The sequence below is a fragment of the Maribacter sp. HTCC2170 genome, from assembly GCF_000153165.2.
Classification (GTDB): domain Bacteria; phylum Bacteroidota; class Bacteroidia; order Flavobacteriales; family Flavobacteriaceae; genus Maribacter_A.
The window spans coordinates 1,342,764-1,364,845 of sequence record NC_014472.1; the positions used below are offsets into that span (position 1 = coordinate 1,342,764).

The 22,082-nt window shown below is 36.5% G+C and carries 20 protein-coding genes; 13 read left to right on the plus strand and 7 right to left on the minus strand.

Features of this window, described 5'->3' with window-relative positions; translation table 11 throughout:
- Nucleotides 1–101 precede the first annotated feature (101 nt).
- On the minus strand, nt 102–1,076 hold the full coding sequence (locus FB2170_RS05990) for a polyprenyl synthetase family protein (protein WP_041633079.1): 975 nt from the start codon (nt 1,074–1,076) through the stop codon (nt 102–104).
- A gap of 158 nt (nt 1,077–1,234) precedes the next feature.
- Here FB2170_RS05990 and FB2170_RS05995 point away from each other — a divergent pair, with 158 nt between their 5' ends.
- The 10 genes from FB2170_RS05995 (at nt 1,235) to FB2170_RS06040 (ending at nt 13,256) form a co-directional block, all read left to right on the plus strand.
- Nucleotides 1,235–1,774: an RNA polymerase sigma factor gene (locus FB2170_RS05995; protein WP_013305635.1), complete on the plus strand. Its 540-nt coding sequence runs from the start codon at nt 1,235–1,237 to the stop codon at nt 1,772–1,774.
- Between the two features lie 12 nt (nt 1,775–1,786).
- Complete coding sequence (locus tag FB2170_RS06000; protein WP_013305636.1) at nt 1,787–2,197, plus strand: hypothetical protein; 411 nt, start codon at nt 1,787–1,789, stop codon at nt 2,195–2,197.
- 122 nt (nt 2,198–2,319) lie between these two features.
- Nucleotides 2,320–2,934, plus strand: a complete 615-nt coding sequence (locus tag FB2170_RS06005; protein ID WP_013305637.1) for a TetR/AcrR family transcriptional regulator — start codon at nt 2,320–2,322, stop codon at nt 2,932–2,934.
- On the plus strand, nt 2,934–4,271 hold the full coding sequence (locus tag FB2170_RS06010; protein WP_013305638.1) for a TolC family protein: 1,338 nt from the start codon (nt 2,934–2,936) through the stop codon (nt 4,269–4,271). Before FB2170_RS06005 ends, FB2170_RS06010 begins: the two co-directional genes overlap by 1 nt.
- 26 nt (nt 4,272–4,297) lie before the next feature.
- Nucleotides 4,298–5,467, plus strand: a complete 1,170-nt coding sequence (locus tag FB2170_RS06015; RefSeq protein ID WP_013305639.1) for an efflux RND transporter periplasmic adaptor subunit — start codon at nt 4,298–4,300, stop codon at nt 5,465–5,467.
- A 13-nt stretch (nt 5,468–5,480) separates the two neighbouring features.
- Nucleotides 5,481–8,987: an efflux RND transporter permease subunit gene (locus FB2170_RS06020; RefSeq protein WP_013305640.1), complete on the plus strand. Its 3,507-nt coding sequence runs from the start codon at nt 5,481–5,483 to the stop codon at nt 8,985–8,987.
- A gap of 115 nt (nt 8,988–9,102) precedes the next feature.
- On the plus strand, nt 9,103–10,851 hold the full coding sequence (gene aspS, locus FB2170_RS06025) for an aspartate--tRNA ligase (protein ID WP_013305641.1): 1,749 nt from the start codon (nt 9,103–9,105) through the stop codon (nt 10,849–10,851).
- 57 nt (nt 10,852–10,908) lie between these two features.
- A complete protein-coding gene (locus FB2170_RS06030; protein ID WP_041632693.1) occupies nt 10,909–12,693 on the plus strand; it encodes a chloride channel protein in 1,785 nt (594 codons plus the stop codon).
- A 24-nt stretch (nt 12,694–12,717) separates the two neighbouring features.
- Nucleotides 12,718–12,969, plus strand: coding sequence for a hypothetical protein (locus tag FB2170_RS06035; protein ID WP_013305643.1), 252 nt, complete (start codon nt 12,718–12,720; stop codon nt 12,967–12,969).
- 92 nt (nt 12,970–13,061) lie between these two features.
- Nucleotides 13,062–13,256, plus strand: a complete 195-nt coding sequence (locus FB2170_RS06040; protein ID WP_013305644.1) for a cold-shock protein — start codon at nt 13,062–13,064, stop codon at nt 13,254–13,256.
- Between the two features lie 65 nt (nt 13,257–13,321).
- Here FB2170_RS06040 and FB2170_RS06045 read toward each other — a convergent pair whose 3' ends face one another.
- Complete coding sequence (locus FB2170_RS06045; RefSeq protein ID WP_013305645.1) at nt 13,322–13,771, minus strand: nucleoside deaminase; 450 nt, start codon at nt 13,769–13,771, stop codon at nt 13,322–13,324.
- An 83-nt stretch (nt 13,772–13,854) separates the two neighbouring features.
- Here FB2170_RS06045 and FB2170_RS06050 point away from each other — a divergent pair, with 83 nt between their 5' ends.
- Together FB2170_RS06050 and FB2170_RS06055 are read left to right on the plus strand one after the other, a co-directional pair.
- Complete coding sequence (locus tag FB2170_RS06050) at nt 13,855–15,630, plus strand: 1-deoxy-D-xylulose-5-phosphate synthase (RefSeq protein ID WP_013305646.1); 1,776 nt, start codon at nt 13,855–13,857, stop codon at nt 15,628–15,630.
- The gene (locus FB2170_RS06055) at nt 15,620–16,744 is read left to right on the plus strand and encodes a DUF3078 domain-containing protein (RefSeq protein ID WP_013305647.1); all 1,125 of its coding nucleotides are present in this window, start codon (nt 15,620–15,622) and stop codon (nt 16,742–16,744) included. The genes FB2170_RS06050 and FB2170_RS06055 overlap by 11 nt, the downstream gene beginning before the upstream one ends.
- 114 nt (nt 16,745–16,858) lie before the next feature.
- Here FB2170_RS06055 and FB2170_RS06060 read toward each other — a convergent pair whose 3' ends face one another.
- Genes FB2170_RS06060 through FB2170_RS17170 form a run of 5 tightly spaced genes read right to left on the minus strand, consistent with a single transcriptional unit; the run spans nt 16,859 to nt 20,734 of the window.
- A complete protein-coding gene (locus FB2170_RS06060) occupies nt 16,859–17,737 on the minus strand; it encodes a DUF5777 family beta-barrel protein (RefSeq protein ID WP_041633080.1) in 879 nt (292 codons plus the stop codon).
- 4 nt (nt 17,738–17,741) lie between these two features.
- The gene (locus FB2170_RS06065) at nt 17,742–18,284 is read right to left on the minus strand and encodes a YceI family protein (protein ID WP_013305649.1); all 543 of its coding nucleotides are present in this window, start codon (nt 18,282–18,284) and stop codon (nt 17,742–17,744) included.
- Between the two features lie 5 nt (nt 18,285–18,289).
- Nucleotides 18,290–18,712: an OB-fold protein gene (locus tag FB2170_RS06070; protein ID WP_083802951.1), complete on the minus strand. Its 423-nt coding sequence runs from the start codon at nt 18,710–18,712 to the stop codon at nt 18,290–18,292.
- Nucleotides 18,713–18,724: 12 nt separating this feature from the next.
- Entirely contained in the window at nt 18,725–19,072 is a 348-nt protein-coding gene (locus FB2170_RS06075) for a c-type cytochrome (RefSeq protein ID WP_013305651.1), read from the minus strand.
- A 54-nt stretch (nt 19,073–19,126) separates the two neighbouring features.
- On the minus strand, nt 19,127–20,734 hold the full coding sequence (locus tag FB2170_RS17170; RefSeq protein WP_013305652.1) for a putative lipoprotein: 1,608 nt from the start codon (nt 20,732–20,734) through the stop codon (nt 19,127–19,129).
- A gap of 132 nt (nt 20,735–20,866) precedes the next feature.
- Between FB2170_RS17170 and FB2170_RS06090 the strand changes: the two genes are divergently transcribed.
- Entirely contained in the window at nt 20,867–21,976 is a 1,110-nt protein-coding gene (locus tag FB2170_RS06090) for a LytTR family transcriptional regulator (protein ID WP_041632694.1), read from the plus strand.
- Nucleotides 21,977–22,082: the final 106 nt, after the last annotated feature.

The window sequence follows — 22,082 nt, forward strand, 5'->3', positions numbered from 1 at the left end:
CGAAAGAAAGATGTTAAGTAATAAGCTGTTATTCCTCACTAATTAAATATAACTCATCTCTAAACATTATAAAAAAAGGAAGCAATAAAAAGAAAAAAATACTAAACTTCCCTCTGCATCAAACTCTCACCAAAACCTCTTAAAAGCTCTTTTTTTTCATTCGATATATCCAAACTATTAAGCTTCCCAAAGGCCTTCTTGGTGTAGAATTCAATTTGGCTTTTTGTGTGCTTAACAGCACCAGTCGAGTGAAACATTTCCTTTATGGCCTCAACTTTTTCGCTTGGATCTTTTGGTTGAATGGAATAGAGGTCCAGAAGTTCATTTTTTTGTTCTTCATCTCCATTTTCCAACGCAGCCAAATACAATACTGTTTTTTTGTTTTCAATAATATCTCCTCCAACTTGTTTTCCAAACGTTTTTGGGTCTCCAAAAGCATCTAGATAATCGTCTTGTAACTGAAATGCCAACCCTAAATTCTTTCCAAAATCATAAATGCAATCTTGATCAGTCGAAGAAGCGTTTGCAATTATTCCTCCCATTTTCATTGCCGCAGCCACCAAAACAGCAGTCTTATATTCAATCATCTTTAAATACTCGGGTACTGTAACATCCTCACGAGTCTCAAAATCAATATCGTATTGTTGACCCTCACAGACTTCCAAGGCAGTTTTACTAAATAGTTGGGCCAATTCCCTAAATGTATCACTCTCGTAGTTTTCAAACAATTGGTAGGCCCTAATCAACATGGCATCCCCTGATAAAATGCCAGTATTTAAGTCCCATTTCTCGTGAACTGTCGGCTTTCCCCTGCGTAAAGGGGCATCATCCATAATATCATCATGTACTAATGAGAAATTATGGAATATTTCGATAGCCAAGGCAGCATCCATGGCATTTATATGATCTTTACCAAAAACTTCAGTGGTCATCAAGGTGAGTACCGGGCGCAATCTTTTCCCACCTAATCCCAAAATATAAGACATCGGTTTATATAGATTAAGTGGCTCTCTGGTTTTGGCGTTTTTTTCCAAATAGGAAATAAACTCAGTTCTATAAAAATCAATTGAATGCATTACCCTTGTTTTTGCCAAAAATACGTCCATTTTGACAAAACTCTTTTATCAAATTTGCATTAGAAATATTATTCTGCAAAAATAAAATTGCCAAAAAATGCAATAGTTTTGAAAAGCTGCGTCTTTAAGATTGAAGCATTGCTTTTAAGAGCATTGGAATGAGTGAAAAAACGGACAACTATAATAACCTTAACACCTTCTTTAATGAGGAATATCATTCATTAAAGGCATATGCCCGTTCCAAAATCGATAATGCCGCAGATAGGGATGCTGAGGATATAGTTCAAGAAGTAGCACTTAAACTATTTGCTAGGGCCGATAGTACTTCACCGATAAATAATATTGCCGGCTTTGTCTATAACTCCTTAAAAAATAAAATAATAGACATTTTACGTACTAAAAGGGAACGTGTTGAGATTGTAAAAGAATTAGAGTCAAAATTGATTGAATTCACAGAGCTCCTATATGGAGCATCGGACAACAACTATTCAGATTCTTTGAAAAGTGAATTGAAAACTGCCATTATAAATCTAAAACCGCTTTATAAGAACGTAATCCTTGCCATAGATTTTGAAGGTTTTACCTATAGAGAGGTTTCATTTGAAACCGGAATTCCCATAGGCACATTAATGTCTAGACGTCATAGGGCAATTGCCATATTGTATAATGAATTAAACACAAAAAGAAATATTAACTAAAATAAAAATAGTATGTCAGAATATATTGAACATAGAATTAAAGGAAACGCAGAAAGATTCTTCAAAGGATTTTTCAAAGTGCTAATTGGGGGAATAATAGTAATTGGTTTGATTTTGCTGTTTGGATACATAACGATGCGCCTATGGAACTGGCTAATGCCCGAGGTATTTGGGCTTACAACTTTGGGTTATTGGCAAGCCCTTGGAATACTGGTTCTAGCTAAAATATTTTTTGGTGGATTTGGAGACCATAGTTCTAAGAAAAGGGATAAAAAATTCAAAAACAAATGTAAATCCAAAGATAAAACTTCCTCAAAAAAAGATTTTTCAAACTGGAAATACTACGATCAGTTCTGGCAAGAAGAAGGCGAAAAGGCGTTTAACAATTATGTAAATCAGAGAAAAGAGAGTAATACTGAATAAGCCTAAACTACTTGTAATTAGAGCCATAAAAACTTTAATGTTAAAAAATTGTAAAACTTTGGAAACTTTTTGTGTTTTCTTAGTTTCCGTCCCTATATTTGCCCGCTAAATGCAAAAGAGGTATGAGAGAAAAGATTCTAGATAAGGCCAATGATCTATTTCTGAAATTGGGCTTCAAGAGTGTGACTATGGATGAGATTGCTAATGAAATGGCAATTTCTAAGAAAACAATTTATAAATATTTCAATAATAAAGAACAATTGATTGAAGCTTGTGTGATCAATATGCAAGATGCGATCGACAAGATGATAAGTGATGTTTCAACACAGGGAAGAAACGCAATAGAGGAAAATTTTGCAATAAAGAACGTATTTAATGATATGTTCAAGAAAGCCGAAACATCGCCTATGTATCAATTAAAAAAGTACTACCCAGCCATCTACGCCAAACTAATGCAAAGAGAGGCTCTTACTTTCAGTCAGTGTATAATGACAAACATAGAAAAAGGAATAGAAGAAAAAATCTATCGGGAGAATATCGACAAAGAAATCGTGACCAAAATGTATTTCACCTTGCTTTTTGGAGCCTATGAGAATGAAATGTTCAGTAATAAAATGCAAGATATTTTCTATACCGAAATGAAAATCCTAGAATATCATACTAGGGCTATTTCAACATTGTATGGCATTAGTATCCTTGAAAGAGAGTTAGTTAAAAACAATCAAAAAAATCAATAATGAAATTTAGAGTATTAATCCTAATCCTGCTAATCACAGGGGGCTTATACGCCCAAGAACAACCAAGTAGTTTTACTTTGGATGAGGCCATAGTATTTGCGCTCGAGAACAACTACACCGCCATTAATGCCGGTCGGGACATTGTGGATGCCCAAAAACAAAAATGGGAAACCATTGCTGATGGTTTACCGCAAATTAGCGGAGCAATTAGTTATCAAAATCAGTTGAAGCAACCTGTTAGTCTTCTCCCCGGTGAAATAATTGGTGGAGATCCTGGTACTTATATACCTATAATATTTTCACAACCTCAGCAAGCCTCAGCAACTGCAACATTGAGACAACAAATATTTGATGGGTCTTATATCGTAGGAGTTCAGGCAACAAAAACGTTTTTGAATTATAGTGCCAACAATAAAGAAAAAACAGATTTAGAAGTAAGAAAATCCGTTGTTGAAGCCTATGGAAATGTTCTGTTGGCCAATGAGAGTGTTTCTATCCTTGAAAAGAACCTGGTAACCTTGGAAAAAAATCTATTTGAAACTACCAAAATATTTGAAAATGGTTTAGGTGATGAAGAAAGCGTAGAGCAATTGCAAATCACACTCTCATCTATTGAAACCCAGTTAAAACACGCGATACGCCTGAAAGAGATCACTTTACAAATGTTGAATTTGGTTATGGGAATTAGCATAGACTCCCCAACCCAATTAACTGATAGTTTGGACAATCTTACATTAAAGAAAATAGATTTAGGTTTATTGGACAGTGCTTTCTCCATAGAAAATAATGTAGATTATAAATTGGCAGCCAACTTGAACCAACAACGAGCACTAGAGTTGAAGTTAGCTAAAAGTAGGGCATTGCCAACATTGAATGCCTTTGTCAACTACGGAAGTTCATCCTTTAGCGATTCTTTTAATTTTCTAAGTGGTGATCCAAAGTGGTTCAATTCTTCCATTATGGGATTTGATTTAAATATTCCAATTTTCAGCTCATTAAAAAGAAGTGCTAGTACACAACGGGCAAAAATTGCGCTTGAAAAGGCTAAAACACAATTCATAGAAGCTCAAGAACAAATTCGCTTGCAATTGGACCGTGCTAAAAGCGATTACATTTTGGCAATTGAACAATATGAAACTTCAAAACAAAATCTGGGATTGGCAGAACGTATTGAAAGTAAAAATCAAATAAAATATTTTGAAGGTTTAGCAAGCAGTTTTGAGCTGCGTCAAGCGCAAACCCAATTGTACACAGCACAGCAAGAATACTTACAATCAATGGTAGAAGTTATCAATAAAAAGACTGCTTTAGAAACAATAATGAACAACAAGTCTTAATCAATCAAACAACTAAACATCAAACAATGAAGAAGGTTATATATACAATCACAGCTACTTTACTCCTATTTGCTTGTGGATCCGATCAAGGAAAATCAATTGAGGATATTATTGCCCAAGGTGACCTTGAAGCAATTAGAGCTAAGAAGAATGATATTTCTGAACAACAAAAGACTCTCGAAATACAAGCTAACCAATTAGATTCTATTATTTCCATTCTGGACAGTAATGAGAAGCTTCCGTTGGTTACTACCTTAACTGCAAAAACGGAGAATTTTGTACATTATTTGGAATTGCAAGGTGCAGTTAAGACCAAGCAGAATGTTTTGGTCTACCCTGAAATGCCAGGAACGCTACAGCGCGTATATGTAAAGGAAGGGCAACGTGTCTCTAAAGGTCAAATCTTGGCAAAGATAGATGATGGTGGCGTGGGAAGTCAGTTAGAACAACTAAAAACCCAAGCTGAATTGGCCAAAACAACTTTTGAGCGCCAAAAAAGACTTTGGGAACAAAAAATAGGTTCCGAGATTCAATACTTACAGGCAAAAACCAATTTTGTCGCTGCAGAGAATACAGTAAAACAAGTTCAAAGTCAACTTGGAAAATCAACCATAAGGGCTCCTTTTTCCGGTATTATCGATGATGTCATCAAAGATCAAGGTACAGTAGTGTCACCTGGTCCTGGCTCAGAGGTTTTTCGTATTGTGAACCTTAGTAATATGTATATCGAGGTTGATGTTCCAGAAACATATTTGGGGCAAATAACCAAGGGCAAAGAAGCCGTAGTCTATTTCCCTGTTCTAGGTGATAGTATCAATACCAAGATTCGTGAAACCGGTAATTTTATTAATCCCAGTAACCGGTCTTTTACTGTCGAGATTCCTGTTCCGAATAAAAAAGGAAATATTAAACCAAACCTTACGGCTAAGGTTAGACTTAATGATTATTCAAATGATAATGCAATTCTTATACCCCAGAGTATAATATCTGAAAATGCAGTTGGTGACCAATACACTTATGTTAGTTCAGAACCTGATGAAAACAATGAGGCAATAGTTACGAGAAGCATTATAACAACAGGTAAAACCCAAAATGGTTTTGTTGAAGTTCTATCGGGAATAACCGATGGCAATCATATAATTCAGGAAGGCGCAAGAACGGTGAAAGACGGTCAAAAAGTAAAAATCCTTAAATAAAGACGTTAAAGACATGAGCAAACAGTTAAAAAACGCCAATAAGGAGTTTAGGCTTTCATCTTGGGCGATAGACAATCCGTCGGTTATCTACGTGATGATTGCAATCTTCCTTTATATCGGGTTCCAATCTTATAATGCAATGCCCAGAGAAGATTTTCCGGAGATTGTTGACACCAAGGTATATATAAGCACTCCATATCCAGGTAACACTGCCGAAGATATTGAACGTTTAATTACGGATCCATTAGAGGATAAGTTAAAGAACGTGAGTAATGTAGTTGACATAATATCTACTTCACAAGAAGATTATTCTATTATCACCGTAGAATTTGATGAGGATATTACTATACAAGAGGCTAAACAAAAAGTTAAGGATGAAGTTGATGGGGAAAAGGCCAGTGAGGATTGGCCTACATTCAACAACGCCAAGGTAGAACCTAATGTTTTTGATTTAAGCTTATCTGAATCTTTTCCAATCATGAACGTAAGTTTTACGGGAGATTACCCTACTGAAAAACTCAAGGAATTTGCCGAACATTTACAAGATGAAATTGAAGATCTACCAGAGATTAAAGAAGTAGATATTCGTGGTGCGCAAGAAAAAGAGGTTGAGGTTGCTGTGGACATACATCGGATGATGGCGGCCAAAGTTAGCTTTCAAGATGTATTAAGTGCTATTGGAAATGGTAACATGACCATGTCGGCAGGTAATTTGAAAACTAGTGGTCAACGACGTACAATTCGCATAATGGGTGAAATTGAAAACCCAAAAAAGTTGGATGAATTTGTTGTTAAATCTGAAAATGGGGCGGTCTATCTAAAAGATATAGCAGAAGTAACATTCGAAGAAGAAGACAAAACCACCTTCGCAAGAGAATTTGGAGAAAACGTTGTCATGCTAGACATTAAAAAACGTGCTGGCAAAAACATGATTGCCGCTTCTGATAAAATCAAGGACTTGGTCAAAGATCAAGCGGAGAATTATTATCCAGCCGATTTATCAATATCAATTGCAAACGATTCTTCAGAAAGAACTTTGAATCAAGTAGATGATTTAGTGAACAATATCATTTTCGGAATTCTTCTAGTAGTAACAGTACTTATGTTCTTCCTAGGCTTTCGTAATGCTCTGTTTGTTGGTTTCGCCATCCCAATGTCCATGTTCATGTCATTTATGATATTATCAATGTTGGGATATACATTGAATACCATGATATTATTTGGAATGATAATGGGACTGGGAATGTTAGTGGATAATGGCATAGTGGTTGTTGAAAACGTATATCGTCTTATGAGCGAAGGGATGCCACGCATAGAAGCCACTAAAAAAGGAATTGGGGAAATCGCATTCCCAATTATTATCTCAACAGCTACCACGGTTGCTGCATTTATACCATTGGGATTATGGCCTGGTATTTTTGGTCAATTCATGATTTTAATGCCAATTACCTTGTCTGTAGTTTTAGGTTCTTCGTTGTTCGTTGCAATTTTTATGAACTCTATGCTGGTTTCCCGTTTTATGGAAATTGGGGAAAAAGAGTTAACCCTAAAACAATTGATTCGTCTGAGTATCATATTAGGTGGTTTTGGACTATTTATTTTAATTGTTGGTGGCGCAATGAGAGGATTGGGGTCGATAATGATAATGACCGCTCTATTGTTTTGGGTCTATAAATATGTAATCAAAGGTGCTGCTATCAAATTCCAAAAAAACGTAATGACACGTTTGGAAAATGGGTATGAAAAACAATTAAAAAATGCCCTAAGGGGAAAAAACGTGTATTGGTATTTTGGCTTAACCTTTTCGTTATTAATTGTTGTTTTCATGCTTTTTGGCAAGTCTGTGGGTAGTGGAAGAACAAAAATCGAATTCTTTCCCGATAACAAACCAAATGAGATATATGCATATATCGAATATCCCCAAGGCACATCTATCGAAAAGACCAACGAACTTACCCTTGATATAGAAAAACGTGTTTATGCAGTAATCAATGAGGACAAGTATAAAAAAGGAGATTTCAATTATTTAGTAGAATCTGCTGTATCTCAAGTGGGTGAAGGTGCGGGCAACCCTTTTACTGATGGTGGTTCTGCTGCAGAAATGCCACATCGAGGAAAGATTACGGTATCAATGCGTGAATTTAAACATAGAGGTGGTCGTGATACTGAGGAACTACGTCTAAATATTCAAAATGCCTTAACGGGCATCTATCCAGGTGTCGCTATTTCAGTTGAAAAGAATGCGGAAGGACCTCCAGCTGGTTATCCCATCAATATTGAATTAGAAGGAAAAGACTATGATGAGCTTATCAATACGGCTGAAAACATGCGCAACTTCATTAATGGCAAAAACATTGCTGGAATTGAAGAACTTAAAATTGATGTAAACAAAAGTAAGCCGGCCATGGAAGTTGTGGTTGATCGTGAAAAAGCTGGTGAATTAGGCGTATCTGTAGGTCAAGTAGGATCCCAACTTAGACGTTCATTGTTTGGTGAAAAAGCTGGAATCTATAAAAAGGATGGTGAAGATTATGATATAAATGTTAGGTTCAATGAAGATCTCAGATACAACACAAGTGCCTTGTTCAATCAGAACATTATTTTCAGAGACCCTGCGAACGGCCAGATTAAGGAAATCCCCGTATCTGCTGTGGCTTCCCAACGAAACACCTCATCTTTTAGTGCTATTAAACATAAGGACAATGAACGTGTTGTCACCGTTTATAGCCAACTAAAACCAGGATTTAGTGATGCTGGTGCCATTGTTGCCGAAATACAAAAAGAAATGGAAGAGTATAAAAATCTTCCATCAGGCATTAATATTGATTACACAGGACAAATCGAAGAACAGAATAAACAAATGCAATTTTTAGTTGGTGCATTTTTCTCCGGGTTGGGATTGATTATGTTGATTTTGATTTTCCAATTTAGTGGGATCTCGAAGCCTATCATTATAATGATTGCAATATTCTTAAGTTTTATTGGTGTATTTGGAGGGCTTATGATTACAGGGAACGCGTTCGTGATAATGATGACCATGATGGGTATTATCTCATTAGCAGGTATTGTTGTAAATAATGGCGTGGTATTACTTGATTACACCCAGATTCTTATAGATCGTAAAATGTTAGAATTGGGCCATTCAGAAAATGAACTACTCTCTAAAGAAGAAGTAACAGAAGCTATTGTTAAAGGTGGTAAAGCAAGATTGAGGCCTGTTCTGTTAACGGCAATCACTACTGTACTGGGGTTGATACCTCTTGCAATCGGCTTGAATATAGATTTCTTCTCTTTATTTTCAGAATTCGACCCTAAAATTTATATTGGTGGAGACAATGTGGTTTTCTGGGGGCCTTTGGCATGGACTGTTATTTACGGATTGATAGTGGCTACATTCCTTACCTTAATCATTGTTCCAGTCTTGTTCAATATTTCCTATAGAATGAAAATTAGGCTTAAAAAATTGCGAAACAAAGGAAATGCGACGAGTTCAAGTGAAAAACTAGAAGCGGCCGCATAGTTCATAAGAAAACTAACATTTAAAAGACATTCCTGTAAATTTTATAGGAATGTCTTCTTTTATATGGTCAATACTTCACAATACTTATTAAATTTGCATTTTTAAAATACGATATATGTACAGAAGTCATAGCTGTGGAGAATTAAGAGAGTCGAATATTAATGAAGTCGTGACCTTATCAGGTTGGGTTCATAAAACCAGGGATAAAGGATTTGTGGCATGGGTTGATCTACGAGATCGTTATGGTATAACCCAGCTCGTTTTTGACGAAAAAAGAACTTCTACCGAACTGCTTGAAAAAGCTAGAAATCTAGGCCGTGAATTTGTGGTACAGGTAAAAGGTAAAGTGATTGAAAGAGCTTCGAAAAACAATAACATAGCCACGGGTGATATAGAAGTGCTTGTTCAAGAACTAAACATTTTAAATACTTCAAAGACACCTCCTTTTACTATTGAAGACCAAACAGATGGCGGCGAGGATCTTCGCATGAAATATCGTTACTTGGATATTCGTAGAAATCCAGTAAAGGAGAATCTGATTTTTAGAAGTCAGGTGACCATGGAAGTTCGAAATTATCTCTCTAAAGAAGGATTTATCGAAGTTGAAACTCCATATCTAATAAAATCGACCCCTGAGGGCGCAAGAGATTTTGTTGTACCAAGTAGAATGAACGAAGGTCAGTTCTATGCCCTACCACAATCTCCCCAAACTTTCAAACAATTATTGATGGTTGGAGGCATGGATAAGTACTTTCAAATCGTAAAGTGTTTCAGGGATGAAGATCTACGAGCAGATAGACAACCCGAATTCACGCAGATAGATTGCGAAATGGCCTTTGTTGAGCAAGAAGACATTCTCAAAGCCTTTGAAGGACTTACCCGTCATCTTTTAAAAGAAATCAAAGGTGTGGAGACCACTGAATTTCCAAGAATGACCTATGATGAGGCAATGGCCAAATACGGAAATGACAAACCTGACATTCGTTTTGGAATGGAATTCGGGGAACTAAACTCGGTTGCCCAGCATAAAGATTTCAATGTCTTTAATTCTGCAGAATTGGTGGTAGGTATTGCTGTTCCAGGAGGTGCTTCCTATACCAGAAAAGAGATTGACAAGCTTGTTGACTGGGTTCGTAGACCACAAGTGGGTGCTAAAGGAATGGTTTATGTAAAATGTAATGAAGATGGTTCATTCAAGTCCTCTGTAGATAAGTTCTATGACCAGGATGACCTTGGTAATTGGGCAAAGGCCACAGAGGCAAATCCCGGTGATTTAATTTGCGTACTATCAGGTAATATAAATGAAACAAGGGCTCAACTGAGTGCACTGCGAATGGAACTTGCAGAACGTTTAGGTCTTCGTAACAATGCAGAATTCGCTCCATTATGGGTAATTGACTTTCCTTTATTGGAGTTGGATGAGGAAACAGGAAGATACCATGCTATGCACCATCCATTCACTTCACCAAAACCAGGTCAACTGGAACTATTGGATTCTGAACCAAGTAACGTAAAGGCAAATGCTTATGATTTAGTCTTAAACGGTAATGAAATTGGCGGAGGTTCAATAAGAATACATGATAAGGATATACAAAGTACCATGTTCAAACATTTGGGCTTTACCCCTGAAGAAGCAAAAGCGCAATTTGGTTTTTTAATGGATGCCTTCCAATATGGCGCGCCGCCTCATGGCGGTATCGCATTTGGCCTTGACCGTTTGGTATCAATTTTAGGTGGACAAGAAACTATTCGAGATTTCATAGCCTTCCCTAAAAACAATAGTGGTCGGGATGTAATGATAGATGCCCCTGCCCCTATTGATAGAGAGCAATTGAAAGAACTTAATTTGAAGTTAGATCTATAGTAAAGAAAATCCCGCCGAACAGCGGGATTTTTTAATACTTTTAGATAAGAATCAAAAATGTCTACACATAAAAACACATATTTCACACGCTTTTTAAAATGGAGGTATAAACATATCTCCAACAAGACTTTTACCCACATTATGAGTGTAGTGGTGGGTCTGCTTGCAGGTTTGGCTGCCGTTACTATAAAAAACATAACCTATTTCATTGAATCACTTACAGAAAAAGGAATCATTTTTTCTGGCAATGAACTTCATTTTATATTACCTATCATAGGACTTACATTGGTGTATTTATATGTGAAGTATGTCCACAAAGAGAAATTGCAACATGCCATTTCATCAATTTTATTCGCGCTCTCCAAGAAAAAAGGAATCATTCCATTAAAAAAAATATGGACGCCATTGGTTACCGCTCCCCTTACTGTCGGCTTTGGTGGTTCAACTGGGTTATTGGGTCCTGCCGTGGCTTCCGGGGCTGCCATAAGTTCAAATATGGGAGGCCTGTTTCATGTAAATGCAAAAACACGCTCATTATTGATTGCCTGTGCATCGGCAGGGGCAATTGCATCAATATTTCAGTCCCCTATTGCAGCCATAATTTTTGCCGTAGAGGTTTTTAGTCTTGATCTAACTATGATTTCGATGCTTCCTTTGCTATTGGCATCAATATCAGGTGTGCTTACCTCATACTTCTTTTTAGGAAATGAGGTGCTTTTCGATTTTAGTGTAATCCACACTTTTAAGGTAAAAGACACTTTATTCTATGTTGCCTTAGGTATTTGTACAGCCTTTATATCCATTTATTTTACACGAATGTATTTTGCTATCCTTAAATTGTTCAAACCATTTAAGAGCCCCAAATACAGACTGTTAATTGGTGGTTTAGCCATTGGAGCTATGTTATATTTTATTCCTGCACTATATGGCGAAGGTTTCGGTTTTATAAATAGCTTGTTGGAAGGTGACCATTTAAAGGCCTTAGGGGAAACCCCTTTTAATGAGTACATAGACAACATATGGGTAGTGATTCTTTTACTCTTCAGCATTACCGTTTTTAAGGCAATAGCTACTACAACTACGTTTGCTGCTGGTGGTGCCGGAGGTATTTTCATTCCGACTATGGTAATGGGTAGTGCGTTGGGAAATATGGTAGCCAAGATTATAAATAATATCGGTTTAGGCTTTAATGTCTCGGAAAGTAATTTTACCCTTATCGGAATGGCAGGGTTAATCGCTGGTGTAATTCATGCCCCGTTGACAGCAATATTTCTAATTGCAGAAATCACTGGAGGATACGAATTGTTCGTTCCATTGATGATAACTGCTTCCATTTCATATTTAATTACGAAGAATGTAGTTGACCACACCATTTATACCAGAGAACTGGCCCAACGAGGTGCATTATTGACCCATGATAAAGACCAAACTGTTTTAACCTTGATGCAGTTGGATGAAGTAGTTGAAAAGAATTTTACACCAGTCCATCCTGAAACAACTCTTGGCAAAATGGTGCATAGTGTTGTCTCAAAATCATCGAGAAATATATTCCCGGTAATTGATAATAAAGATACTTTGATTGGTATTGTCTCTTTAGATGATATTCGAGAATTCATGTTTGATACTACACTGTATGAATCTACGACTGTAGAAACTTTTATGCATTCGGCTCCTGAACATATCTTCTATAGTACTGATAGTATGCAAAAGGTAATGCAAAAATTTCAGGATAGTGGTGCTTGGAATCTTCCTGTCATTAAAGATGGAAAATACTTAGGTTTTGTTTCCAAATCCAAACTGTTAACGGCCTACCGTAGAAAGTTGATTAATTTTACAAAGTGAAACCAACTTGATTAAATCAAACACATGAAATATGTCATAACACTTATTGTTTTAGCATCCATCGCTTCCATATTATATGGTTTTAAAATACAAGAAGATGAAGTTGCTTTGGCAAACAAGTTTATTGGTTTTGGAACAGCTGGAATTTTTCTTTTGGCCATGCCCCTATTTCTATTCAAAGAAAGCCAAGGTAAAAAGATGAAAGACTATATGTTGACCGAAGAAAATATTCGAAAAATGCAAGGGAAAGAATCCGAAAAGCCTGAAAATCAATGATTTTTGACAAGAAATAGTGTCCAATTTGTAAAGGTCTGCCATAAAAATTATAAATTAGTATTCTAAACATCTATTATTTAATATCAATTAGAATGACAGGTACAGTTAAATTTTTCAATGAATCCAAAGGATATGGGTTCATTACGAACGACGAGACGGGCAGCGACATCTTTGTACACGCAACAGCGTTGAACGGTGTTGAGTTAAAAGAAGGTGACAAAGTAGAATACGAGGAAGAAGAAGGTAGAAAAGGAATGGTTGCAGCACAAGTGCAGGTAGTCGACTAAAGTATTGTATTCTCTAAGGTATCTAGACCCTAGCTTCACAGCTGGGGTTTTTTATTTACCTCTAATTAGTTTAGATTTCTACGTTCGATAAAAAACCGCTTCAATAATTCAGAGGCTTCGTTCTCCATGACACCTCCCGTTATCTTTGTTTTTGGGTGAAGTTTTGTTCCCATTGCACCACATCCTCTCTCCGTGTCTTTAGCCCCAAAAACAATCTTGGAAATCTGACTCCAATAAAGCGCACCTGCACACATCTGGCAAGGCTCTAAAGTAACATACATGGTGCAGTTTTGAAGGTATTTACCCCCTAAAAAATTCGCTGCTGCCGTTATGGCTTGCATTTCTGCATGGGCAGTGACATCATTTAATTGCTCGGTCAAATTGTGCGCCCTAGCGATTATCCTATCATCGATAACAATAATTGCCCCAATCGGGACTTCCCCTTTTTCATAAGCGGCTTCAGCTTCCTGCAAAGCCTTTTTCATAAAATATGTATCGTCAAAAGGTAAAATCATGTCATCAAAAGTACAATTTTACCAGAATAGAAAAGAACTGAAATATCTTTAAAAGACCTATTTTTGCATCTTAACTATCTGACTTGGTCTCACTTCTCGAACATATAAATTCACCATTAGACCTGCGAAACCTTGCTAAAGACGATTTGCCCAAGCTTGCCAAGGAGCTACGCAAATTCATTATCGATATTATTGCCGTTAAAGAAGGGCATCTCGGTGCCAGTTTGGGAGTGGTTGAATTAACTATTGCCCTACATTATGTTTTCAATACACCAGATGATAAACTAATTTGGGATGTTGGCCACCAAGCCTATGGTCATAAAATATTGACTGGTAGAAAAAATCTCTTTGAAACGAACCGCCAATTGGGAGGAATTAGTGGATTTCCTAATAAATCTGAAAGCAATTATGACCCTTTTGGAACCGGTCACAGTTCTACCTCGATTTCCGCTATTCTTGGAATGGCAATAGCAGCACAATTAAATGGCGATACGCAAAGAAATCACATTGCAGTAATAGGAGATGCCTCTATTGCCAGTGGCATGGCCTTTGAAGGTTTAAATCATGCTGGTGTTACGAACGCCAATATGCTGGTGGTACTCAATGACAATGCCATTGGCATTGACCCCAGTGTTGGAGCTTTAAAAAAATATTTAACCAATGTAAAAAAGGGTACTGCCAAAGATGAAAACATTTTCGAATGTTTAAATTTTGATTATACTGGACCTATTGACGGTCATAATTTAAATAGCCTACTTCGAGAACTTGAAAGACTAAAAAATGTATCGGGGCCAAAATTATTGCACATCATTACCACAAAAGGTAAGGGTCTAAAAGAAGCTGAGGAAAATCAGGTCGTATATCATGCCCCAGGCAAATTTGATAAACACTCAGGGGTACTGCAGAAAGAATCTGATTTAAATCTTCCTCCAAAATACCAGGATGTATTTGGTCATACAATAGTAGAGCTAGCAAAAAAGAATAAAAATATAGTGGGTATAACACCGGCCATGCCAACGGGAAGTTCATTAAAATTCATGATGAATGAAATTCCTGAACGTGCTTTTGACGTAGGTATAGCCGAACAACATGCCGTAACATTATCTGCTGGTATGGCGGCTGAAGGATTAGTGCCTTTCTGTAATATCTATTCAACCTTTTTACAGCGCGCCTATGATCAAGTAATCCATGATGTTGCCATACAGAAATTACCCGTGGTATTTTGTTTGGACCGGGCAGGTCTTGTAGGGCAAGATGGTGCTACTCATCACGGTGTTTATGACCTTGCCTTTTTGGGCTGTATTCCCAATCTTATTATTTTTGCGCCCATGAACGAAGTTGAGCTGCGTAATATTATGTACACTTCACAATTGGGATTATCACAACCTATAGCAATTAGATATCCACGAGGCAGGGGAAATTCTACCGGTTGGCAAAAACCTTTTGAAAAAATTGAAATTGGAAAGGCCACAGAACTCAAAAAGGGTACACAAATTGCGGTTCTGTCAATTGGACATATCGGTAATATGATTTCAGAAACAATTCCTTCGACAAGTAACCCAAACAAAGTTGGTCATTATGATATGAGGTTTATAAAGCCGCTGGATATGAATTTGCTATTGGAGGTGTTTTCGAGCTATTCAAATATCATAACGGTTGAGGATGGATGCAAAGCAGGTGGTTTCGGAAGTTCTGTTTTAGAATTTGCAAATGCGTCAGGTTATAGTGGAAAACTTGATATTCTTGGGATACCTGATAATTTTATAGAACATGGTACAACTGAGGAGCTCCAAAAAATCGCACAAATAGATAGTCAATCAATCAAAGAACATATTAACAATATCATAAATGCACAGTAGGATTTTAAGAGAGGTAATTTCGGTATTTATTCTATTTATTTGCTTTAGTTGGGGGTATACACAGGATTCAATTCCTAGATTAAATCAAATTGATTCAACAGTTATAGATTCTACGCGTATAGATACTGTGGTAATACGACGTACACTCTTAAAAATAAAATATATACCTCGAGGGGTTAATTTGACCAATCCCATTATTTCATTCAATAAAACAAAACCTTTGCTAAATGTATCTAGTAAGTTTAGGGTGCCTTCGTTTTGGACCAAAATAAATAAATTGGGCATAAACCTAAGCGAGGTAGCTTTTGTAAATTGGAATGCTGGTGGTAATAATTCGGTTTCTGGGTTAGGCAATGCAAGATTTGAACGAAATTACAAGTTCAGGTACATTAAATGGGATAATTATCTTCAGTTAAAATACGGTCTCAATGCACAAGAAGGACGTAAGCTTCGTAAAACAGATGATGCGATAAGGTTTAGCTCTACCTTCGGATACCGAAGAGATACAATAAGTAATTGGTATTATTCGGTAAAAGCCAAATTTAACACTCAATTCGCAAACGGTTACAAATATCCCGACCGTACCACCCCGATTTCTAGATTTATGGCTCCCGGATATTTCTTTCTAGGTGCAGGTACGTCCTATATTTCAGAAAATCAAAAATTCAACCTTTATGTTTCTCCTTTGACCCAAAAAGCTACATTTGTTATGGATCAAGATTTAGCCAACAAAGGAGCGTTTGGAGTTAAAAAAGCAATTCTAGATTCCAATGGAAACGTTCTGACCGAAGGAGAAAACCAATTCATCGAGCTTGGTTTTCTAATCACAAACAAGTGGGAGACAGCAATTATGGAAAATGTTGGTCTACGTTCTAACCTTAGTTTATACACAGACTATCTCTCTAGTTTTGGAAATATTGATATTGATTGGGAATTGAATATTAACTTAAAAGTCAATAAATATATAACCACAAGCTTAGGTACGCATTTTATTTATGATGATGATATTCTTTTTGATCGCCAAGTAGATGCAAATGGCATTGTCATTGATCCTGGGGAACCCAGATTACAATTCAAACAATTACTTGGTGTGGGAGTGACATATGAATTCTAATTAATGTATAACCTAATATCCTTCAAAGGCCCTTCTTAAAGAAAGGCCCTTGTTTTCATAGCAATTTCTCTCATTCCCCAGAGAGGGTGGGTTAAAAGACATTAAACTAAAGAGCTATTTCGTTTTTTTTATTTGAAATGCTCTTGATATATTAAATCCAAAATGGATGTCGCCATTAAAGAAGCCTCCAGTAGTTTCTGAAATAAAGCCTTTTTCGATCATAGAAACCGCATTTGTAAAAACAAGCTGAAAAATATGCCCGCCAGTTTCTATATCAATGCCCAATGCGAGGGAATTTTTTACGTCTACCGATTCAAAAGGGTTTATATTATAATAATACTCTCCGTTAAGCGATACACGTTTGCTGATCTTTATGCGAGTGCCAATTCCTAAGGCGAACATATCATGTGGGTCATTATCGAATGGTACGGTATTAAAATGAACAAATGTGGGCATAACCTGTAAAGAAAGGTTCGGATTCATTTTATGAGCTAACAATACTTGACCCGTATAAGTAATCCTCTCACTGAATGAAGGCTTGTTTTCTGGCAAATAATCCTTAATCGTTTCTGCGGTAGCACTTCCAAAAAGAGTAATACTCAAAGGAAAAGGGTTTTTCCCTGTTTTCTGTTGCGCCAACCTATATTTTGCATAAGTATCAAAAGTTTTTTCAAATGAACTTCTACCCAATGCTATGGTTAGTTTATCAGCGAAAGCATATTCAAAACCAAATCTAATGTTCGATTCGTCCAATCCAAAGAGCTGGTCAAACCCAGAATTGACCCTGCCAAAACGATGCGAAATCATAAATTCAAGAATACCTTCTTTCCTAGTTTCTACAGAATGGCCATTCAGTAACCTAGTACCATTGAACGTAGCAAATACCAAATGGGTAGTATCTGACGATTCCTGCTCTAGAATGGATTCTAAATCTTGAGAATTTCCTCTTAATGAAACAAACAACATAATGACGAATAGCAGAGTGTATTTCATAGTTTTAATTATAAGGTTCATGATGCAATTCAAAACTCACTTTTATGGTCTTAGCTATATTATTGGCAACAATAGCAGGAATCTTAATATCAAAATCCGCCACTTCTACCATAAAATCACCGGTGAGAGTAATATTATTATCTGCAATAATTACGGTGACCATGCTGCTGATTTCTTTTTGCTTACCATGAACGGTCAATGTCCCAACTATTTCAGCAACCGTATTTGTTTCATCAAGATCGGCAAAATTTTTTATTTCCCCTGAAAATGTGGCCTTGGGAAATTTATACGATTCAACATAGTTCTCATTGAAATGTTCACGCATCAATGCCTTCTCGAATATAAAGGACCTCATCAACAATTGAATGGCGATTTTTCCAGTACTCGTATCTACAATACTTAAAACCTGATTGTTGTCAGCCTTGATATCCTCCACAATTGAGTGTGAAAAAAAAGACACAAACCCTTCTTTGGTTAGATACTTGTCCTGGGCACTAATATTATGCATAAGCAAGGTGCCAAAAACTATAAAATAAAATCCTTTCATATTGTTTATTCAACTAAAATACACCTTACCATCATTACATCGAGGAGATATCCTGTACAGACTCCTTTAATTGTTACCCTTTGGCCTTTTTTAAGGGTCAATGCCCTTTTATTGTCCTTCGCCTGCATATGACATATAATACTGGAATCAGATTCTGGATCTTTTAGCGTAATAACACTGCTTCCCTTTAAAGTTGAAATCTCATGAATATGACCTTCGATTTCAATAATTTGTTCAGTATATTTCTTGTCCGTACCCAATTCATTTTCCTGATACTCCTTAATGAGATTCTGCGCAGTTAAACTATAAATTGCATCAGATTTTTCAACGTTCACATGTGGTTTATTATAATAAAATAAAGAAACGATCAAACCGCTAATCACGATTAAAAAGAACCCTATTATTATTCTAAACTTTCTACCTCTCAATTTATTATGATTTTAATTATTCAGGGCTCCTTGATCAACCCAACATTTAATAGCATCTTTCTCGACCTCGGTCAAGCTGCCATTTTTTGGCATGCGACCACTTTGGGTTACATCCTTTATCAAACTGGCAATTCCCTGCACCGAATTGTAATTCGTTAAATCCGGTGCAAAAGGAGTATTGCCATCACCATTATGACAAGGCATACAATTTGAATCAATCAATGGTCGTATGACATTGCCATATGAGACCTCTGTTTCACAAGGATCTATCACCACATCTTCATTTTCAACGTTGTATTCACAGGATGACAAAACAAATGCCAAAGCCGTAATGGTTATGAATAATTGTATCTTCTTCATATTTACTGTTTCTCCTAAACTAAGAAATAATTCTAATTAATATAGTTAACTTCTCTACTCCAATGGGGGAGAATCAACATTAAGAATTGGCCATACGCCAGGTGCGGGGAAACTAATACCCTTATTATCACCACGTGCCTCATCTTGCCCAAAATAATAAAGTGGCCATCCTTTATAAGTAACTTGTGTTCTACCAAAAACATCTATACTTCCAAAATCTGCAGGGTCAAGGATACTTGGTATTTTATCAAGATCCATCTCAAAAATGGGCCATACACTGTCATTTGAAAAATCAGAAGAGGTATAATTATTTGTGTCCTTTGTATCTGCTATAAAACCGTATAGCGTTCTTCCTTCAATGTCGGTTATATAAAATGTCGACCCATCACCTTCTGTGTAATCTCCTAAATAATTTAATCCATCATGACCCATCAGTTGAGCTCTGACATACATTAAAGAATAATCTGGTTTGGCAATATACCATACATCATTGACCTTATCCCCACTAGTATCTCCAGCAGCATTGTCGCCGGCAAAATAATAAAGTGGCCATCCTTTATAAGTCGTCTGCATAGCCCCGTCAGTTCTTTCGATTGTAGCAAAATCAGCGGCATCCAATCCGGCGTCAACTATGATGTCTTCTTGGTAAAAAACGGGCCATGCCCCTAAACATCCGGCACTGGTGCAAGCTGAGTTGTCCTTAGTATCCAACGAGAAGAAATAGAGCGAATTCCCTTCAGCATCGGTCAAAATATTACCAAATGTGCCATCCTCGGCCAATTTCACGGTACTTTCCGGCTCTGGTGCCATAGGGGTGTCAACATTTGCAATTGGCCATGCTCCAGGGAATGGAAAACTAATTCCCTTATTGTCTCCACGCGCCATATCTTGTCCAAAATAATACAGTGGCCACCCTTTATAAGTTACTTGTGTTCTTCCAAAAACATCTATACTTCCAAAATCTGCCATATCCAAAATACTCGGTATTTTGTCAAGATCCATTTCAAAAATGGGCCAAGCCCCGTCATTGGAAAAATCTGAATTTGTAAAGTTATTGGTGTCCTTTCTATCGTTTATAAATATATATAGCGTATTCCCATCGATATCGGTAATATATGATGTGGCACCATCACCCTCTGTATAATCCCCCAAATAGTTCAAACCATCATGGCCAACTAATTGTGTACGTACATACATTAAGGAATAATCTGGTTTGGCCACATACCATACATTGTTAACGTCTTCGCCATTTGTTTCACCCGCTGCATTATCATTTACATAATAATAAAGAGGCCAGCCTTGGTAGGTAGTTTGTTTTGCCCCATCGGCACGATCGATCGTCCCAAAATCTGAAATTTCCAAACCAGCGTCAACTGTTATGGTTTCCTCATAGAAAATTGGCCATGCATCTAAGCATGCCGAACTCGTACACTCCGAAGTTTCTTTCGTGTCTAAAGAAAAGTAATAAAGAGACATTCCATTAGAATCGGTAAGTATTTTACCTAAAGTGGCATCATCTCCAAGCTGTACTGAATTGACTTCTGGTACAGGGTCATCCATTTGTATTGGGTCATCATCGATTTTGGGTGCCGGGTCGTCATCGCTGCTACAACTTTGAAGTAAAAAGGCAGACACAAACAATACTAAAAATATATTTTTCATAATTTGTGGTGTGTTAGATTATTTATGGAAGTAATTTAACCCCACACTTATCCCTATTTCAAATAAATTTATGTGAATAAGGAAAAAATGCACTTGAAAAGGAAAAATTAACTTTAAAGGTTTTATCGTTTTTTGAAAAAAGACAATCTATATCTGTTTACCCTTCTGGCCATATCGACCATTGTGTTTATCATCGGTTATTTTAGTATGTCCTATATGGTAAAGGTCAGTACCAATCAATTTCTTGAAATCCAAATTGAATCAAGTAAACGAGAGGCCCGAGAATTTGCTGAATTGGTGTCTTCACAATTGGCCAACGGAATAGCACGTGAAACTGTAGTCAATAATATTCAAAAAAGCATTGAAGGTACCGATATAGAATCTGGATTCGTTTGTATGTTCGATTGGTCGGGTGTCGAAATCTGCCATCCAGATCCACAGAAAATTGGAAAAAAAACAAATCCAAATGAATCCTATGTTAGATCTATTGATAATGAAATAAATTCAGAGGATTTTTATGGCCTATTGACCAATAAAAAACAAAAAGGGGGAATAAGGGACTTTCCAAATGAAGATAGAAACTCAGAGATAATTTATCTGTACCCTGTCAAGAATTCTGATTGGATTATTGCAGCCCATGCTAATATTGATAAAATCGAAAAACAAATAGATAAGCTAAAGTTCAATTTTCTGTTGGTCTACTTACTTTCAAGTGCTACAATAGTTTTGTTATCTCTTTTGACCGTTCGGTTTTTAGGCAGTTATTATGAAAACACCCTAGAGCTAAAAAACGAAAAACTATCGGAGGAAGTGATTAACCTTTCAAAAATGAATAGTGATCTGTACAATTTAAAGAATAAGATCAGTAAAAACATTGAGGAGGATAGTGAAGAAAACACTAAAATCAAAAACCGATTATTGACCTATTCTAGAGATAAATTGAAATCTGTTAAGGTTGATGAAATAGCATTTATAAATACTCAGAATTCTTTGACAACTATAACCTGTGTTGACGGTCAAAGGCATTCGAGTAACTCGAGTCTAGATGAACTTTATGGCAGTCTTGACCCAATGTTTTTCTTTAGGGCAAACAGGCAATATATTATCTCTGTGAAAGGGATTGATGAAATATTAAGATATGGCAATAATCAATTAAAAATTGAATTGAACCCTCCTTCTGAGAATTCTATAATAATTAGCAAAAACAAGGCTTCTGAATTTAAAAAGTGGCTTGACATTTAAAACTGAAGTAACTTCTTTCATTTTCAATTCATATTGTCGCTAAAGAATTACGCATCTGCCTCACCTAGAATAAAACAATCAGAAAAAATCAAATTTAGGATTTGTA

Bases quoted from the DNA above. Each gene is read 5' to 3' on its own strand.
- FB2170_RS05990 (WP_041633079.1), bottom strand. From the start codon at position 1,076: ATGCATTCAATTGATTTTTATAGAACTGAGTTTATTTCCTATTTGGAA.
- FB2170_RS05995 (WP_013305635.1), top strand. From the start codon at position 1,235: ATGAGTGAAAAAACGGACAACTATAATAACCTTAACACCTTCTTTAAT.
- FB2170_RS06000 (WP_013305636.1), top strand. From the start codon at position 1,787: ATGTCAGAATATATTGAACATAGAATTAAAGGAAACGCAGAAAGATTC.
- FB2170_RS06005 (WP_013305637.1), top strand. From the start codon at position 2,320: ATGAGAGAAAAGATTCTAGATAAGGCCAATGATCTATTTCTGAAATTG.
- FB2170_RS06010 (WP_013305638.1), top strand. From the start codon at position 2,934: ATGAAATTTAGAGTATTAATCCTAATCCTGCTAATCACAGGGGGCTTA.
- FB2170_RS06015 (WP_013305639.1), top strand. From the start codon at position 4,298: ATGAAGAAGGTTATATATACAATCACAGCTACTTTACTCCTATTTGCT.
- FB2170_RS06020 (WP_013305640.1), top strand. From the start codon at position 5,481: ATGAGCAAACAGTTAAAAAACGCCAATAAGGAGTTTAGGCTTTCATCT.
- aspS (WP_013305641.1), top strand. From the start codon at position 9,103: ATGTACAGAAGTCATAGCTGTGGAGAATTAAGAGAGTCGAATATTAAT.
- FB2170_RS06030 (WP_041632693.1), top strand. From the start codon at position 10,909: ATGTCTACACATAAAAACACATATTTCACACGCTTTTTAAAATGGAGG.
- FB2170_RS06035 (WP_013305643.1), top strand. From the start codon at position 12,718: ATGAAATATGTCATAACACTTATTGTTTTAGCATCCATCGCTTCCATA.
- FB2170_RS06040 (WP_013305644.1), top strand. From the start codon at position 13,062: ATGACAGGTACAGTTAAATTTTTCAATGAATCCAAAGGATATGGGTTC.
- FB2170_RS06045 (WP_013305645.1), bottom strand. From the start codon at position 13,771: ATGATTTTACCTTTTGACGATACATATTTTATGAAAAAGGCTTTGCAG.
- FB2170_RS06055 (WP_013305647.1), top strand. From the start codon at position 15,620: ATGCACAGTAGGATTTTAAGAGAGGTAATTTCGGTATTTATTCTATTT.
- FB2170_RS06060 (WP_041633080.1), bottom strand. From the start codon at position 17,737: ATGAAATACACTCTGCTATTCGTCATTATGTTGTTTGTTTCATTAAGA.
- FB2170_RS06065 (WP_013305649.1), bottom strand. From the start codon at position 18,284: ATGAAAGGATTTTATTTTATAGTTTTTGGCACCTTGCTTATGCATAAT.
- FB2170_RS06075 (WP_013305651.1), bottom strand. From the start codon at position 19,072: ATGAAGAAGATACAATTATTCATAACCATTACGGCTTTGGCATTTGTT.
- FB2170_RS17170 (WP_013305652.1), bottom strand. From the start codon at position 20,734: ATGAAAAATATATTTTTAGTATTGTTTGTGTCTGCCTTTTTACTTCAA.